At 63.6% G+C, this 14,814-nt stretch carries 12 protein-coding genes; 4 read left to right on the top strand and 8 right to left on the bottom strand.

Translation table 11 applies throughout. From position 1 onward, the window contains the following. Positions 1-37: 37 nt before the first annotated feature. Complete coding sequence (locus AB870_RS06820; RefSeq protein WP_047907432.1) at positions 38-994, bottom strand: isoaspartyl peptidase/L-asparaginase family protein; 957 nt, start codon at positions 992-994, stop codon at positions 38-40. Then, positions 991-2,130, bottom strand: coding sequence for a MurR/RpiR family transcriptional regulator (locus tag AB870_RS06815; RefSeq protein WP_047907431.1), 1,140 nt, complete (start codon positions 2,128-2,130; stop codon positions 991-993). Before AB870_RS06815 ends, AB870_RS06820 begins: the two co-directional genes overlap by 4 nt. A gap of 473 nt (positions 2,131-2,603) precedes the next feature. On the opposite strand from AB870_RS06815, the gene AB870_RS26890 reads away from it, so the two are divergent. Beyond that, positions 2,604-3,026: a hypothetical protein gene (locus tag AB870_RS26890; RefSeq protein ID WP_174554717.1), complete on the top strand. Its 423-nt coding sequence runs from the start codon at positions 2,604-2,606 to the stop codon at positions 3,024-3,026. Here the strand turns inward: AB870_RS26890 and AB870_RS06805 are convergent. The 3 genes from AB870_RS06805 to AB870_RS06795 all read right to left on the bottom strand — a co-directional run bounded on the left by AB870_RS06805 (position 3,000) and on the right by AB870_RS06795 (position 6,423). Continuing rightward, positions 3,000-3,557 carry a YggT family protein gene (locus AB870_RS06805; protein WP_047907429.1) on the bottom strand — a complete coding sequence of 186 codons (558 nt, stop codon included), beginning with the start codon at positions 3,555-3,557 and terminating at the stop codon, positions 3,000-3,002. The genes AB870_RS26890 and AB870_RS06805 overlap by 27 nt on opposite strands. 431 nt (positions 3,558-3,988) lie before the next feature. Then, a complete protein-coding gene (locus AB870_RS06800) occupies positions 3,989-5,233 on the bottom strand; it encodes an enoyl-CoA hydratase/isomerase family protein (protein ID WP_047907428.1) in 1,245 nt (414 codons plus the stop codon). Between the two features lie 56 nt (positions 5,234-5,289). After that, the gene (locus AB870_RS06795) at positions 5,290-6,423 is read right to left on the bottom strand and encodes an acyl-CoA dehydrogenase family protein (RefSeq protein WP_047908899.1); all 1,134 of its coding nucleotides are present in this window, start codon (positions 6,421-6,423) and stop codon (positions 5,290-5,292) included. Between the two features lie 308 nt (positions 6,424-6,731). Between AB870_RS06795 and AB870_RS06790 the strand changes: the two genes are divergently transcribed. The 3 genes from AB870_RS06790 (at position 6,732) to AB870_RS06780 (ending at position 10,426) form a co-directional block, all read left to right on the top strand. After that, positions 6,732-8,393 (top strand): acyl-CoA synthetase, encoded by a 1,662-nt coding sequence (locus tag AB870_RS06790; protein WP_047907427.1) that lies wholly within the window; start codon positions 6,732-6,734, stop codon positions 8,391-8,393. Positions 8,394-8,439: 46 nt separating this feature from the next. Beyond that, positions 8,440-9,207, top strand: a complete 768-nt coding sequence (locus AB870_RS06785) for an SDR family NAD(P)-dependent oxidoreductase (RefSeq protein ID WP_047907426.1) — start codon at positions 8,440-8,442, stop codon at positions 9,205-9,207. 208 nt (positions 9,208-9,415) lie between these two features. Then, entirely contained in the window at positions 9,416-10,426 is a 1,011-nt protein-coding gene (locus tag AB870_RS06780) for an AraC family transcriptional regulator (RefSeq protein ID WP_047907425.1), read from the top strand. A gap of 54 nt (positions 10,427-10,480) precedes the next feature. On the opposite strand, the gene AB870_RS06775 is transcribed toward AB870_RS06780, so the two are convergent. The 3 genes from AB870_RS06775 to AB870_RS06765 form a co-directional block, all read right to left on the bottom strand. Beyond that, positions 10,481-11,851, bottom strand: coding sequence for an MFS transporter (locus AB870_RS06775; protein WP_053059602.1), 1,371 nt, complete (start codon positions 11,849-11,851; stop codon positions 10,481-10,483). Between the two features lie 102 nt (positions 11,852-11,953). Beyond that, a complete protein-coding gene (locus AB870_RS06770; protein ID WP_047907424.1) occupies positions 11,954-13,039 on the bottom strand; it encodes a porin in 1,086 nt (361 codons plus the stop codon). 545 nt (positions 13,040-13,584) lie between these two features. Further along, entirely contained in the window at positions 13,585-14,388 is an 804-nt protein-coding gene (locus AB870_RS06765; RefSeq protein WP_047908897.1) for an IclR family transcriptional regulator, read from the bottom strand. Between the last annotated feature and the right edge of the window lie 426 nt (positions 14,389-14,814).

The following is a 14,814-nucleotide window of genomic DNA, read 5'->3' as shown; positions in this document are numbered from 1 at the left end:
CTTCACTTGCACAATCCGGTACCGGGGGCGCCCTGGCTCACTCGTGAATGGCCGTCACCGGCGTCTCGCCCACGCGGGCCACGCCGCGATACATCCCTTCGGTGTTGAACGGCAGCGCCACATTGCCCTGCGCGTCCACCGCGATCAGGCCGCCGCGGCCGTTCACGCGCGGCAACCGCTCGCGGATCACGCGCTCGGCGGCGTCGTTCAGCGACAAGCCGGCGTACGCCATCAACGCGCTCACTTCGTAGCAGGCGACAGCCCGGATGAACGCCTCGCCCGTGCCCGTCGCCGAGACGGCAGCCGTTGCGTCGTTCGCATAGCAGCCGGCGCCGATCAGCGGCGAATCGCCCACGCGACCAACGGCCTTGTTCGTCATCCCCCCCGTTGAGGTCGCCGCGGCCACGTGCCCGTGCATGTCGCACGCCACCGCGCCGACCGTGCCGAACTTGCTGTCCGGATCGATCGGCTCCTTCCTGAGCGGCATGTCGTGATCGAGTGCGACGGCAGCATCGGCAAGCGCGCGCTGCAACTGCGCGTATCGCGCCTCGGTGAAAAAGTACTCGGGCTCCACGAGTTGCGCACCGTTCGCGGCGGCAAACGCTTCCGCGCCTTCGCCCACGAGCAGCACGTGCGCGCTGCGCTCGAGCACCGAGCGGGCAGCGAGAATCGGGTTGCGCACACGATGCACGCACGCGATGGCACCGGCGTCGAGCGTGGCGCCGTCCATGATGGCGGCATCGAGTTCGTGCGTACCTTCGTGTGTGAACACGGCGCCGCGTCCGGCATTAAAGCGCGGACAGTCTTCGAGGTGGCGCACGGCTTCGGTCACCGCGTCCAGCGCCGAGCCGCCTGCGGCGAGCACCGCCTGAGCGGCGCGCAGCACGTCGGCGAGGGCCTCGTGATAAGCCTTGAGCTCTTCGGGCGACGTATCGCGACTGATCGTTCCGGCGCCGCCGTGAATGGCGATGACCGCGCGTGGGGCGTGACTCATGATGCTTTGTCCTTTCTGTCCTGCCCGGCCATACCGGCAAACGATGTGCCGGACGCCGTGCTCGCTACATGACGGGGGGCGCCCTGATGGGCCGGGTTCGGGATTCCTGGTATGGCGGCCGTCGCCGCAGCCGCCGCACTCGAGAGTGCCGTTGCGGTGGCACTGGCCGCCGCCGTCCCGACGCTGCGTCGCGGTGTGACCACACGCCCCGAGGCCGCCGCATTGGCTGGCGCGTTCGGCGCACCGGGGGCGCTCAACGACGCCGAGTCCAGCCACGGCAACAGGAAATCGGTCAGTTCGGTCGCGCGATCGACGGCGTGTTTGGCACGTTGGGCGACGGCGTCGCAAATCGCGTCGATCATTGCCAGCACACTTGCTTCGGAATTGCTCGACAGACGCGGCTTGCTACGCACGAAGATCACAATGTCGCCCAGTGGGGCCAATGGCGATGTGGGACTGTCGGTGAGCACCATCACGGAAACGCCGCGTCCGCGCAGACGGCGACACAGGGTCACAGTGTCGGACACATAGCGCGGGAAGCCCAGCGCGATCACGAGATCGCCCTCACGCAGCTTGAAAAGCTGACGTGCGGCATGCGTCGAGCCGCCCGCCCCGACAACCGATTGCACGTTTTCGCAATACGGATCGAGGCCGTGATGCAACAGACCCGCGAGGTAACCGCTGGCGCCAAGGCCCAGCACGTAGATGCGGTGGGCCTGCAAGATCGATTCGATGGCGCGCTCGCATGTCCCGGCGTCAAGCGCACGACGCGTCCAGTCCAGATTCTCGACGGCCTGCGCCAGCGAGGCCGCCATCACGTCGGCACTGGCGCTCGCCTGAGCCTTGCTCGTGCGCAGACTTTCGATCGGCGCGAGCGTCGCCTCGTAACCGCGCACCATCGCCGCGCGGCATTGCGGGTAACCGTCGAACCCGAGCGCGCGTGCGAACCGGTTGACCGTCGCGAGCGAGACGCCGACGGCATCGGCAAACTCATCGATACGCATGGTCGCCGCACGAAACGTGTTGTCGAGCACAAACGCCGCCATGCGTTGTTGCGCAGGCGTCAGTTCGGGCATGGCGCGCACGATCCGCTCAGTGAGCGGCAAATCGGCGGGCAACGAGTCGGCGTCGATCATGGATGGCGGTAATCCTTCAGAGTGAAGGAAAGTATATTTTCATCAGCACCCCGTCAAAAGAAAAAAAATAGTTCAAACGCCACGAGACGCGCGGCACGGCGCGCGACTTCCCATCCGTGCGCGACAAACCCTGTCAAAACAAGGGGGATGGGCGACCGCCATACGTCATGAGCGGGCATACTAGGGGAAACCCGAATGCACGAACTTGCCGGAGGCGTTGCGATCCGATGCTGAAGTACGCCGAAGTACTGTTTCGCTGCCGGTGGATGTCGGACCGGCGCGTCGCACGAAGCAATGCGTCAGGAAACACGTCGGGCAACAACAGATTCACAGGACAGTGACAGGACCGCCTGGGGAGGCTTGGTCGGAGGTGAGTCGTAACGGGCAGTAAACATGGCGTAGTCGTGGGCTTACATCTGCCCACTACCCTGATTACGTCGACGTGAACGCAATTCGCCTCAAGGAGCATGACCATGCTGAGCCCGCATGAAATCGCCACGCTGCTGCTGGCGGCCGCCTCCCTTGGCCCTATCGACGCCGATGCGCTCGAATCGCCCGATCTCGCCGCGCTGGCGCAAGCGCGCCTCGTCGATGTGGCGGTGGATAAGGGACAAACGAAAGTGAGCGTGACCGAAGACGGTCATCGTGTATTGCAACGTCTGGGACTGGAGCGTTCGGGCGGCGAGCGCGTGAAGGCGCCGCGCCTGTCGATGAGGCCCACGGGGAGCGTGGGCCACGAGATGAGAAGTCCGGCTGCCGGACAGATGGAAGTTGCCGGGGCGCCGAGACAGGCTGCATCGGGTCGGACTTCCGGACGGGTTCAGGACGCCTCCGGGTTGGAGCAGGCAGCCGCGCTGCCTGCCGATGCCTCAGAGGGTCGCGAAAAACAGGCTTAAGCGCGCGAGCACGATCAGCAGAATCTGCATCAGCAGGAAGAGTCCCAGCGGCGACAGATCGAAGCCGCCGACCATCGGAATGACACGGCGGATGGGACGCAGCAGCGGATCGAGCAGGTGTTGGAGAATCGGCATGGCGGTCGCACGGGGATTCACCCATGACAGCACCGCCATGAGCAGCGTGAGCCACATCACCAGATTCGCGCCCCACTTGGCCACCAGTACCAGCGCCACGAGCAAGCCACGCGGGAACACCGAGACCGGCGACACCCCCACCACCGCAGTGATGAGCACCAGATAGGCAATGGCCGCAAGCCATGCGCCGATCACGCAAGCCCAGTCGATTCCCCCCACGCCCGGCACGATACGCCGCAGTGGCAACACGATCCAGTTGGTGAACTGGAACACGCCTTGCGAGAGCGGATTACGCGGGGGCAGCCGAGTCGCCTGCATCCACACACGTAATAGCAACAAGGCGCCGAATAGCGAGAAGACGAGGTCTAGCAGCAGACGGGCAATTTCGACGAGCATCTGGACTCCAACGGATTGTGCGGTCCCCCGCAAAACCGGCATTGTCGCATGCGTTGGGCCGAGTTCAATCTCCCTTGCGTCGCATCCCGTTGCGCCTGTCGGCCTGTTGGCCTGTCGTTCCGTCACAGGCGTTGCCACACGTGACGATGCCTTGATGCCTTGAATGCCGGGCTGTCTTGATGCCGTGGTGCCGTGGTGCCGTGGTGCCGTGATGCCGTGGTGCCGTGGTGCCGTGATGCCGTGATGCCGTGATGCCGTGGGGCCGTGGGGCCGTGGTGCCGTGATGCCGTAATGCCGTGATGCCCCGATGCCCCGATGCCCCGATGCCGTGGTGCCGTGGTGCCGTCGTGCCCCGATGCCTCGAAGCATCGATGCGCCGATGCTTCGCCGGTCTCGCCGTGCCTGTTCGTGCCCGACGGCCCATGCCGCCGCTACCGCCCGCCGCTGCCCAAGGCTTCGAGCGGATGCGCCCCTTCGGCCCACGGCGAGACGAAGAACGCATCGACTTGCGCAACGGGAACGTCGGCGAGCGTGCGATAGCGCCAGCGCGGCTGTTTGTCCTTGTCGATCAGCAGCGCGCGAACGCCTTCGACGAAATCGCCCGACGCAAATGCGTGATGGCCCAGCACCAGTTCCATGCGGAACGCGTCGGCCAGATCGAGGCGTCGCCCCTTCTGCAACTGCCGGTCGGTCACGCACAGACTGAGTGGCGAGCGCTGTTGCAGCAGGGCGAGGGTCTCGGCGGCCCACGGGTCGTCCGTGTCTGCGCGTAGTGACGCCACGATACCCGGCACATCCAGCGCGCTGAAATGTTTGTCGAGCGTGGCCCTGACACCGGCCAGCGGCGCCGCGTCCGTCGACGTCCGGCCAAGCGGCAGAATCGCAGCGCGCAGGGCATCGAGCACACGCGTGGCGTCGATAACGCGATTGCGATCGTTCCGGCGCATCGCATTGCTCGCTTCCCTCACGTCCCTTACATCCCTCGCATCCCTTGTTGCGCTGGTCTCGCCCGCTGCCCCAGCCACCGCCTCAGCCGTCACCTCGCACCAGTCGAACCGACGCAGCATCTCACGCAATCGCGCGCAGCCCTCGCCGTCGAGCCAGACATCTGCCAGACCACAGTACAGCGCATCGGCGGCGGTGATCGTTGTGCCACAAAGACCAAGATAGCGCGCGAGCGTGGGCGCGAGGTGCCCAAGGAACCAGCTGGCACCGACATCCGGGAACAGCCCGATGCCGGTCTCGGGCATGGCCAGACGCGTGCGGTCCGTCACGATGCGCAGCGCCGCCCCCTGCGCCACGCCCATCCCCCCGCCCATCACGATGCCATCCATCAGCGCGATATACGGCTTCGGATATCGGTGAATCAAATAGTCGAGCCGATATTCGTCGATGAAGAACGCCTGATGGCGATCGGCATGATTCACCCGGCTTTCGTACAGCGCCCGAACGTCGCCGCCGGCGCAAAATGCCTTTTCGCCCGCGCCCTCGATCAGCACGGCCAGCACCGCAGGATCCTCGGCCCATGCACCGAGTTGTTGCCACATGGCCCGCACCATCCCGTGCGTTATCGCGTTAAGCGCTTTCGGCCGGTTGAGCGTGATCACACCGAAGCCGTTCGTCACCTCGAACAACACTTCGTCCTGCGTTTCGCGCGCGCTGTCGTGCAAGTTCACTGGCCTTTCTCCTGATGCGAAAACGAGAGGGGAGAAACGAGAGATGCGACTGGCGTTCAATCGAGTGCACGCGCGATGACCTGACGCTGGATCTCGCTGGTGCCTTCGTAGATCTGCGTGATGCGTGCATCGCGGTAGTAGCGCTCGACCGGATAATCTTCGAGATAACCGTACCCCCCGTGAATCTGGATCGCATGGGTGCACACCCACTCGGCCAGTTCGGACGCGAAGAGCTTCGCCTGCGACGCCTCCGACAGGCACGGCAATCCCTGCGTGCGCAACGCCGCTGCGTGAAGAATGAGAAAGCGCGCCGCATTGATCCGTGTCGTCATGTCGGCGAGCATGTTCGCGACGCTTTGATGCTCACGAATCGGCTTGCCGAATTGCTGTCGCTCGTTCGCATATTGCAACGCCGCTTCGAATGCCGCACGCGCCACGCCGAGCGCGAGCGCCGCAATGCCGATGCGCCCGCCCTCCAGGTTCGACAGCGCGATCTTCAGTCCCTGCCCCGGTTCGCCGAGCATGGCGTCGTCGCCGAGCTCACAGTCGACGAGCGTAATCGGACACGTGTCCGACGCGCGGATACCCAGCTTGTGCTCGGGAGGCCCGACTTCGAACCCCGGGGTGTCCGTGGGCACGATGAACGCCGAAATGCCGCGCTTGCCGGCAGCGGGGTCCGTCACGGCAAACACGATGGCGACCGCCGCGCGTTTGCCGTTCGTCACGAATTGCTTGCTGCCGTTGAGCACCCACTTGCCGCCCCGGCGCTCGGCCCGCGTTTTCAGATTACTCGCCTCGGAGCCCGCCTGCGGCTCGGTCAGACAGAACGCGCCGATCTTCCGGCCCGCCGCCAGATCCGGCAGCCAGTGCCCGCGTTGCGCATCCGTACCGAATTTCAGGATCGGCGCACATCCGACAGAGTTGTGAACGGACATCATGGTGGCCGTCGATGCGCAACCGGCCGCGATCTCCTCCATCGCGAGAGCATATGCGGTGTAGTCCGTGTACGAGCCGCCGTATTGCTCGGGCACCATCATGCCGAGCAATCCCAGTTCGCCCATCTGCGCGACCATGGCGTCGGGCAGCGCGCAGTCCTTGTCCCACTGCGAGGCGTTCGGTGCGAGTTGCTCGCGGGAAAAAGCGCGCGCCATGTCGCGAATCATGCGTTGGTCTTCGGTAAAGAAATCCATGTCGGCCTCCTGCGCCATGTCGATGGGCTCCAGTGTAGGGATCGCGGCGTCTTGGCACCATAGCCAAAAACGGCAAATTGGATGAGGGAAATTGCCATCGGAATCCTCCGAATTCCGATCAGGACAAACCCTTGCCGCGGCCGATTGCCCCCGGCCGCCATTGCACCGCAACGCCCGCGGCAGCATTGCTGCACCGCGCAACCCCCTATTTGCGGAGTGGATAAATCCCTCACGCACTCTGACCCGTTTGGACATTGCCTGTCGTAAGCGCCGCGCATTAGGATGGATTTCACAACAGGAGACAGCCCATGACCGCGGACTATGCCCAGGCCTACGCGGCGTTCGATCTGGACGCCACGGTACGCGCCACGCTGGACGGCAACCTTGACGCAATGAATGCCTGCGTCGAGTGTTGCGACCGTCACGCCCTCCCCGGGCGCATCGCGCTTTTCTGGGAAGGAAAGGACGGCACGAGCCAGACGTTGACGTTCAGGCAACTGCAAACGCTCAGCGCACGCTTCGCCAACTTTCTGCGCGAGCAGGGGGTGCAGCCTGGCGACCGTGTCAGCGGCCTGTTGCCGCGCACCCCGGAATTGCTCGTGACGATTCTCGGCACGTGGCGGGCCGGCGCGGTCTATCAGCCGCTCTTCACCGCGTTCGGACCGAAGGCGATCGAGCACCGTTTGCACAGCGCGCAGAGCAAGCTCGTAGTGACCGACGCGACGAACCGCGTGAAGCTCGACGAAGTGACGAACTGCCCGCCTGTAGTGACCGTCAGTGCGCCGAAGGGGCAAGGCGTGCAACGCGGTGACTTCAGTTTCTGGCATGAGGTGGAGCAGCATGACGCGGAATTCGCACCGGTCATGCGTCGCGGCGACGATCCTTTCATGATGATGTTCACCTCGGGCACGACGGGCGCCGCCAAACCGGTCATGGTGCCGCTGCGCGCCATCATGGCCTTCGTCGGTTACATGCGCGACGCCGTCGATCTCACGCCGCATGACACCTTCTGGAACATTGCCGATCCGGGCTGGGCCTACGGGCTCTATTACGCGGTCACGGGACCGCTCGCCATGGGCGTTCCCACAACCTTCTACGACGGTCCTTTCAACGTCGAGAGCACCTATCGCATCATCCGCAAGCTCGGCATCACCAATCTTGCCGGTTCGCCCACGGCATTCCGCCTGTTAATTGCAGGGGGCGAGAAGGCCGCAGCGCCGGTAAAGGGGCGCCTGCGGGCCGTGTCGAGCGCCGGCGAACCGCTCAACCCCGAAGTCATTCGCTGGTTCTCGGAGCACCTGGGCGTGACCATCCACGACCATTACGGGCAGACGGAACTCGGCATGGTCGTATGCAATCACCATGCGCTCGCCCACCCGGTGCAGGCCGGGGCCGCGGGCTTTGCGTCGCCGGGGCATCGCGTCGTCGTACTCGACGACGAAGGCCGGGAGTGTCCCGTGGGGGTGCCGGGCGTGCTCGCACTGGATCGCAAGCGCTCGCCGCTGATGTGGTTCGGTGGCTACTGGGAGCGCGAAACGCCCGCGTTCGTGGGCGACTATTACCTGTCCGGCGACACCGTGGAGCGCAACGCCGACGGGAGCATCAGTTTCGTCGGACGCAACGACGACGTGATCACATCGTCGGGCTATCGCATCGGCCCATTCGATGTCGAGAGCGCCCTGATCGAACATCCGGCAGTGATCGAGACGGCCGTCGTGGGCAAGCCGGATCCGGAGCGCACGGAGCTGGTGAAGGCGTTCGTGGTACTGCACGCGCAATACGCGCCGTCCGATGCACTCGCCTGCGAATTGCAAGAACACGTGCGGCGCCGTTTGTCGACGCATGCCTATCCGCGCGAAGTGGAATTCGTCACGGAACTGCCCAAGACGCCGAGCGGAAAACTCCAGCGTTTCATTCTGCGCAACCAGGAAATCGCGAAGGCTGCGCAAGCGTCGGCCAACGTGGCCTGAACACCATTTGTCGACTCTTTCGGGACTCTTTCGGAATAGGCAGATCATGCAAATCAAGGACCGTGTCTTTCTCGTTACCGGCGCCTCGTCCGGCCTCGGCGCCGCAACCGCTCGCATGTTCGTCGACGCGGGCGCCAGGGTCGTACTCGGCGACATCAACGCCGAGGCGGGCGCGAAACAGGCGGACGCCCTGGGTGCCGCCGCTCGCTTCGTCGCTACCGACATCACCCGCGAAGACGACGTTCAGCGCCTGGTCGAGACCGCGAAGCACGCATTTGGCGCGCTTAACGGTGTCGTCAATTGCGCCGGCCTCGTGATCGGGGAACGTATTCTCGGCAAACAGGGTCCGCATCGGCTCGATAGCTTTGCGCGAATCGTCAATGTGAATCTGATCGGCACGTTCAATGTGCTGCGCATTGCGGCGTCTGCCATGGCGGAGGGCACAGCCGACGCCGAAGGCGAGCGCGGCGTGGTTGTGAACACCGCGTCCGTTGCGGCGTTCGACGGGCAGATAGGTCAGGCCGCCTACGCGGCGTCGAAGGGGGGCGTTGCCGCCCTGACGTTGCCGGCGGCGCGCGAGTTGGCCCGCGTGGGCGTGCGCGTCGTAACGATTGCCCCCGGCATTTTCGAGACACCGATGATGGCAGGCATGACCCCGGAAGTTCAGGCAGCGCTGGGAGCCTCGGTCCCGTTCCCGCCTCGCCTTGGACGTCCGTCCGAATATGCCGCACTGGTCCGTCATATCGTGGAGAACACCATGATCAACGGCGAAGTGATTCGCCTCGACGGGGCATTGCGCATGGCACCGAAGTAATCCCGTCCACCGTATCGGCATCGCGTCGCGAATGGCACTGCCAGCATCACTTTTTTGGGCAACGTGACAAACGAAACACGCAAGACACGCGAATTCGGAACCATCCGATCCGATTTTCGGATGGCACCGGAAGCGCCGTCAGGGACCGCACTGCTAGAATTCCTGCGTTCCCTTGCTACGGCACTCCGCTGGTTCCGATTCGCGACGCATGGAAAAAGGCAGCATTTCGATACATTTCGTCATCAACGCATTGGCGCACGTCGAGCGACTCGGCGGCGACCCGGCAGCATTGTTGCGCGCTGCCGACATTGCGCCATCGCTGCTGATGCATCCGCAAGGTCGCGTATCGGCCGATCGATATGCGCGTCTGTGGCAACTCATCAGCCACGCGCTGGACGACGAATTCTTCGGTCAGGATTCGCGTCGTATGAAGGTCGGCAGCTTTGCGATGCTCTGTTACAGCGTCGTTACCTGCCGCACGCTGGAGCAGGCGTTGCAGCGCGCCTCGCGTTTCTTCGGATTGTTGCTCGACGATCTGGAGATGCATCTCGTGCGCGACGGCGCGCTCGCCCGGCTCGAAATCCATGAGCGAGCGGACGCTCAGGCGCCGCGCATCTTCGGGCACGAAACGCTGTTGATCCTTTTCTACGCGCTGACCTGCTGGCTGATCGCCCGCCGCGTCACATTGAGTACCGCTTATTTCGCCTTCGACGAACCGGTCTATAGCGACGAATACCGGACGATGTATTCGGCGCGCCTGGTATTCAATGCCGCGCATACGGCCATCGCGTTCGACGCGGCATGTCTGGATCTGCCGGTCGTGCAAAACGAGGTGAGTGTGAAGGACTTCCTGCGAGCGGCCCCCGGCAACATCATTCTCAAATACAAGAACACCAAGGGAATGGTGGCGCGCGTACGGCGGCGGCTGAAGACCCTGCCGACGGATAGCTGGCCAGCGTTCGAAGCGCTGGCGGAGGAATTCCATACGACACCCTCGACGTTGCGCCGTCGGCTAGAGGACGAAGGCCAGTCGTACCAGTCGATCAAGGACCAACTGCGACGCGACCTCGCGATTCACGCGTTGTGCCACACGTCCAAGCCGATGCTGGAGATTGCGCTCTCGCTCGGCTTCGCGGATCCGAGCGCTTTCTTCCGGGCCTTCCGCAAATGGACGGGCGCGCGTCCCGGCGATTACCGCCGTCAGGCCGTGGAGGCCTGACGCACGGCAACCGCGCAGTCGAACATGTCGAACATGTCGAACGTGTCGAACGTGTCAAATGGTACGTGCCTTGGTCCCGACCACGTGGCGCCCGCCGCGCTCGTCGTCGTCCAGTTCGATGCGCTTCACCTCGCCGAGCAGCAGCAAGTAGCACAGCACGCCCGCGATGGCGAAAATGCTGATGAGGCCCAGCGCCCAGCCGAACGAGCCCGTCGCTTTCACGATGAAGCCGATAGCAATCGGCGTGATGATGCCCGAGAGATTCCCGGCGAAGTTCACCGCACCGCCGGTGATACCGACCATGCCCCGGGGGGCAATATCCGCGACGAGCGACCACGACGCCGATGCCACGCCCTGAGCGAAGAACGCGAACGACATGATGGCGATCACGAGCCAGTTGGCGTCGGTCAGGACCGTGAGCGACATCGTCGGCACCAGCAGAAGACCCGTGACGATCGGCGTCTTGCGTGCCGTACCGACCGCAACACCGCGGCGCAGCAGCCAGTCGGAGAGCAAGCCTCCGCAAACCACACCGATGGACGCCGCCACGAACGGCACCGACGTCATGCCGCCAGCCTTGAGCACCGTCATGTGACGCTCGGAGATCAGATACGTCGGGAACCAGGTCAGGAAGAAGTACAGCGACGAGAGCGACGCAAACTTACCCACGCAGATGGCGATGATCTGGCGGTTGCGGAACAGCACCATCAGTTTGCGCCACGGGAATTTCTGCGACGCCGCGTCGGCGGCGCCTTGCGGCGACTTGACCTCGACGAGCGCCCCGCCGCTGCGAATATGCGCAAGCTCGGCGGCATTCACCCACGAACACTTGTCCGGATCTCGATAGCCGAGGAACCACACGCCAGCCCACACGATGCCCAACAACCCGGTCGCGTAGAAAATTTCACGCCAGCCCCAGGTATGGGCAATCCAGAACAGCACCGGCGTGAGCGCGGCCATGCCGATGTATTGCCCCACGAGATAGACACTCGTGGCCACACCCCGCTCGCGTTGCGCGAACCAGATGGAGACCACACGATTGTTCACCGGAAAAGTCGGCGCTTCCGCGACACCCACGCCCAGGCGCATGCCAAAGAGCGTTGCGAAGCGCGATGTGAATCCCTGCATGAACGTCAGCACCGACCAACTGAGAATGGCCACGCCGTAGATGGCGCGCGTGCCGAAACGGTCGATGACCCAGCCGCCGGGAATATTGGCGATCACGTACGTCCACGCGTAAGCGGAAAAGATGAAGCCGAGTTCGACCGGGCCGAGGCCGAACTCCTGCTTGAGCATCGGGGCGGCAACCGAGAGATTGGCGCGGTCGACATAATTGATGACCGTGCCGACGAAGACCAGAAAAAGCATCCAGTAGCGCACCTTCGACGGGCGCTGCGTGGACGACGGGGGCAGAGAAACTGACATATTGAATCTCGTAATGTGCGGGGGCGTTCGTATGCGCCGCCGCGAACCTGCCATCACCGGCGTCGTCGTGGCGGCACCGGACCGCCCCGACGACATCGCGAGTTAGAAGCTGTGATACATCCCGACGCGCAGCAACATCTGATCGTGATTGCTCGACGCTCCGATCGGATACGACGCCGCCGGGTTGTTGCCCGTGGCAGCGATGTACGTCACCTGCGCCTGCAATTGCGTGCGTTTCGAGAACGAAAAAAGATCGCCCGCTTCGATCTGGTTGTAGTGGGTGTGATTGAACGACGAATAGGAATAGCCCAGCGTCAGCGCGTTCGCCTCCGTCACGCGATACTCCATGCCGACGTCGTAGTTGAACATATTGCCCGAACCGCCCGGCGCGCGAACTTCGCTGCGGGTATAGAGCGCGTGGACATTCCAGCGCGACGAGATGCGGTACGAAGCGCCAATGCCGGTGTTGTCGACGGCGTCCGACCTGAATACGTTCGTCGCCGAAAGCCCCGACTGCCCGAAGATCGACGTGACGCCGAAGCGCGACGCGAAATCGAACGTCCGCTTGTTGATGCTGACGTATGTCGCGGCGACCGACAGCGGCCCATTGTCGTACTTCAGGTAGCCGCCGACCGTGCGCCCGAGCGCGTTTGCTCCGGCGAAGCCATACATCAGACCGCCGGTCACCCCGTGAAAGCTCGTGCTGTTCCACTTCACCGCGTTGTCGATCTGCGACGAGTTCGCCAGATTGTCGAGGTTGCCCGGGTGATAGGCATACAGATTGTGCTGCCAAAATCCGTTCGAATAGCGAATCGAGACATCTTGCATGAAGTCCGTCTGATGCCCGATGGACACCGTACCGAAGCGATCGCTCGCCAGACCGACCCACGCCTGCCGATTCCACTCCACGCCGCTGTTGATCAGTGCACCCGAACTCGTATTGAAGCCCTGCTCCAGCTGAAACACCGCGGCAAGGCCACCGCCCAGATCCTCGCGTCCCTTGAGGCCGAAACGATCGGGCTGACCGATACCGGCGTCCATCTTGAACAGACGTCCCCCACCCTGATTGCTCACGTAAGTGAGGCCGTCGTCGACCGTGCCGTAAATCTGCAACGAGTCCCCTGCGGCATGTGCCGCGCCAGCGCATACCAGAAGGCAGGCTGCGCCGATACTGCGTCTCTTCACCATCCACTCCTGTTTCACTTCCTGACGCTTCGAGGGCCGTCTGCGCCCTGTACCGGCACTGTCGATATTCAGTGCGACGTCCCGGCCGATGCATCGTTATTGTCTCACCTATGAATCAACGATTAATAGGTGAGACAATTATGGCGAAGTGATTCCAGCGAGACAAGCAGAAAATAAGTAAGCATTTATTGATGTTGCGCAGATGCTAAAGAGAAAGCTGTCGCGCGTCTGCGGAAAAAATTGCGAGACGGCTCGGACGTGCATAGCGACGCCGAACGGGGCGCGCACATGGCGCAACGCAGGCAGGAAAGGAAATAGGTGAGCTTCAGACGCCGATGCGCGGCGAGCGCTATCTGTCATCGAGGGACGATCACAGTGAGGGACCGGTCGAGGCGCCACGGGGCATCGCGCATGGAGATGGACACCAGGCCGGCGAGCCGACGGGCGGCGACATCACGCTGATGCGGTGGCTCGCATCGATCACGCCGCGCCAGCGCGAGGTGCTCTGGCTGGTCTGTGCGGGGTTGCGTAAAAGCGCATGCCGGGCCTCAGCCCGAGACCCCTGCCCGTTCGGCGCGGTAGTTCAGCTTGTGGGAAAGTTCGTCGGCGGCCGAGACCACCTTTTCGACGATACCGTTTTCGAGCAAGTCGGCTTCGACACGGGCCTGAGGGATGGTCACGCTGATGACGGCTGCGATCTGTCCTCGATGGTTGCGCACCGGGGCGGCGATCGTGGAAATGTTCTGCTCGAAGAACGCCTGACTCATGCTGTAGCCGCGTGCGACATCTTCCTGCACGATGCGATACAGCGCCTCGACCGTGGTCGGCGTATGGGCCGTATAGGCTTCCAGCTTGCGCTCCGGGTAAAGCTGCTTGAGCGACGGCAACGAGTAATCGCCGAGCAGAATGTGGCCGACGGCTGTCGCATGCGCAGGCAGACGTGTGCCGACCCGTACCGTCCCGAAGACCAGTTCGCGGCTCGCGGCCTTGGCGACGAACACGGCGTCGCGCTGATCGAGGATCAGGATGTGGCTGGAAAAGCCTGTCGCATCGCGCAGCTTTTCGATGACCGGTGTTCCCAGATCGGTCAGTTCGAGGGAGTTGAGATACTCGAAACCCAGCCGCAGCACGGCCACGCCGAGCCGGTAATGACGGTCATCGCCCGCCTTCTCGATGAAGCCCTCCGCTTCCAGCGTTTGCAGCAGGCGGAAAACCGTTGAGCGTGGAATATCCAGACGCCGCGCCAGATCCGCGCCCGCGAGTACCGGCTCACGCGCCGAGAACGTCATCAGAATGCGCAGGCCGCGCTCCAGGCCCGGGACCGAGTATTTGTTATCGCTGTCGTTGCTCATGCCGTTTGCGCACTGAGGCGCCGACCGGTGTGCGGCGGTTCCGCGCAGCCGATAGACGATATTCATGGAAGGCGCACATTATAGGCTACGGTCCTGCCGCACGGCCATGACGGAAGACCACGACGCTACCGGGCCACTTTCTCATCAGGTGAGACCGGGTTGCGCCGCGCGGGGCGATCCGGTTGCGACAGGTTGCGCCCGTTCTCGTGTCACGTTGCCCTATCGGGGCGCAGGCGGGCACCCATGTAGGGCAGGCCCCCATTGGCTTTGCGCCATTCGGGGCCACTTCGCCTGCGGCGCCACCCATGCACCGCAATGGGGGTAATTCCGAAGCGCGTCGACTTGCGGTTTTTGTCATTATTGCGCCTGCAAGCTTGACAAGCTGGCGCATGTGGAGCGAGACACCGTGGTTTGATCCGAGAAAAA

It is taken from the genome of Pandoraea faecigallinarum, assembly GCF_001029105.3.
GTDB classification, from domain to species: Bacteria; Pseudomonadota; Gammaproteobacteria; order Burkholderiales; family Burkholderiaceae; genus Pandoraea; species Pandoraea faecigallinarum.
The sequence above is the reverse complement of the archived record's forward strand: the minus strand, read 5'-3'. Positions and strand labels throughout refer to the sequence as shown.

Coding starts and splice junctions, on each gene's coding strand:
- AB870_RS26890 (WP_174554717.1), top strand. CDS start 2,604: ATGCTGAGCCCGCATGAAATCGCCACGCTGCTGCTGGCGGCCGCCTCC.
- AB870_RS06805 (WP_047907429.1), bottom strand. CDS start 3,557: ATGCTCGTCGAAATTGCCCGTCTGCTGCTAGACCTCGTCTTCTCGCTA.
- AB870_RS06780 (WP_047907425.1), top strand. CDS start 9,416: ATGGAAAAAGGCAGCATTTCGATACATTTCGTCATCAACGCATTGGCG.
- AB870_RS06775 (WP_053059602.1), bottom strand. CDS start 11,851: ATGTCAGTTTCTCTGCCCCCGTCGTCCACGCAGCGCCCGTCGAAGGTG.
- AB870_RS06790 (WP_047907427.1), top strand. CDS start 6,732: ATGACCGCGGACTATGCCCAGGCCTACGCGGCGTTCGATCTGGACGCC.
- AB870_RS06815 (WP_047907431.1), bottom strand. CDS start 2,130: ATGATCGACGCCGACTCGTTGCCCGCCGATTTGCCGCTCACTGAGCGG.
- AB870_RS06770 (WP_047907424.1), bottom strand. CDS start 13,039: ATGGTGAAGAGACGCAGTATCGGCGCAGCCTGCCTTCTGGTATGCGCT.
- AB870_RS06765 (WP_047908897.1), bottom strand. CDS start 14,388: ATGAGCAACGACAGCGATAACAAATACTCGGTCCCGGGCCTGGAGCGC.
- AB870_RS06795 (WP_047908899.1), bottom strand. CDS start 6,423: ATGGATTTCTTTACCGAAGACCAACGCATGATTCGCGACATGGCGCGC.
- AB870_RS06785 (WP_047907426.1), top strand. CDS start 8,440: ATGCAAATCAAGGACCGTGTCTTTCTCGTTACCGGCGCCTCGTCCGGC.
- AB870_RS06820 (WP_047907432.1), bottom strand. CDS start 994: ATGAGTCACGCCCCACGCGCGGTCATCGCCATTCACGGCGGCGCCGGA.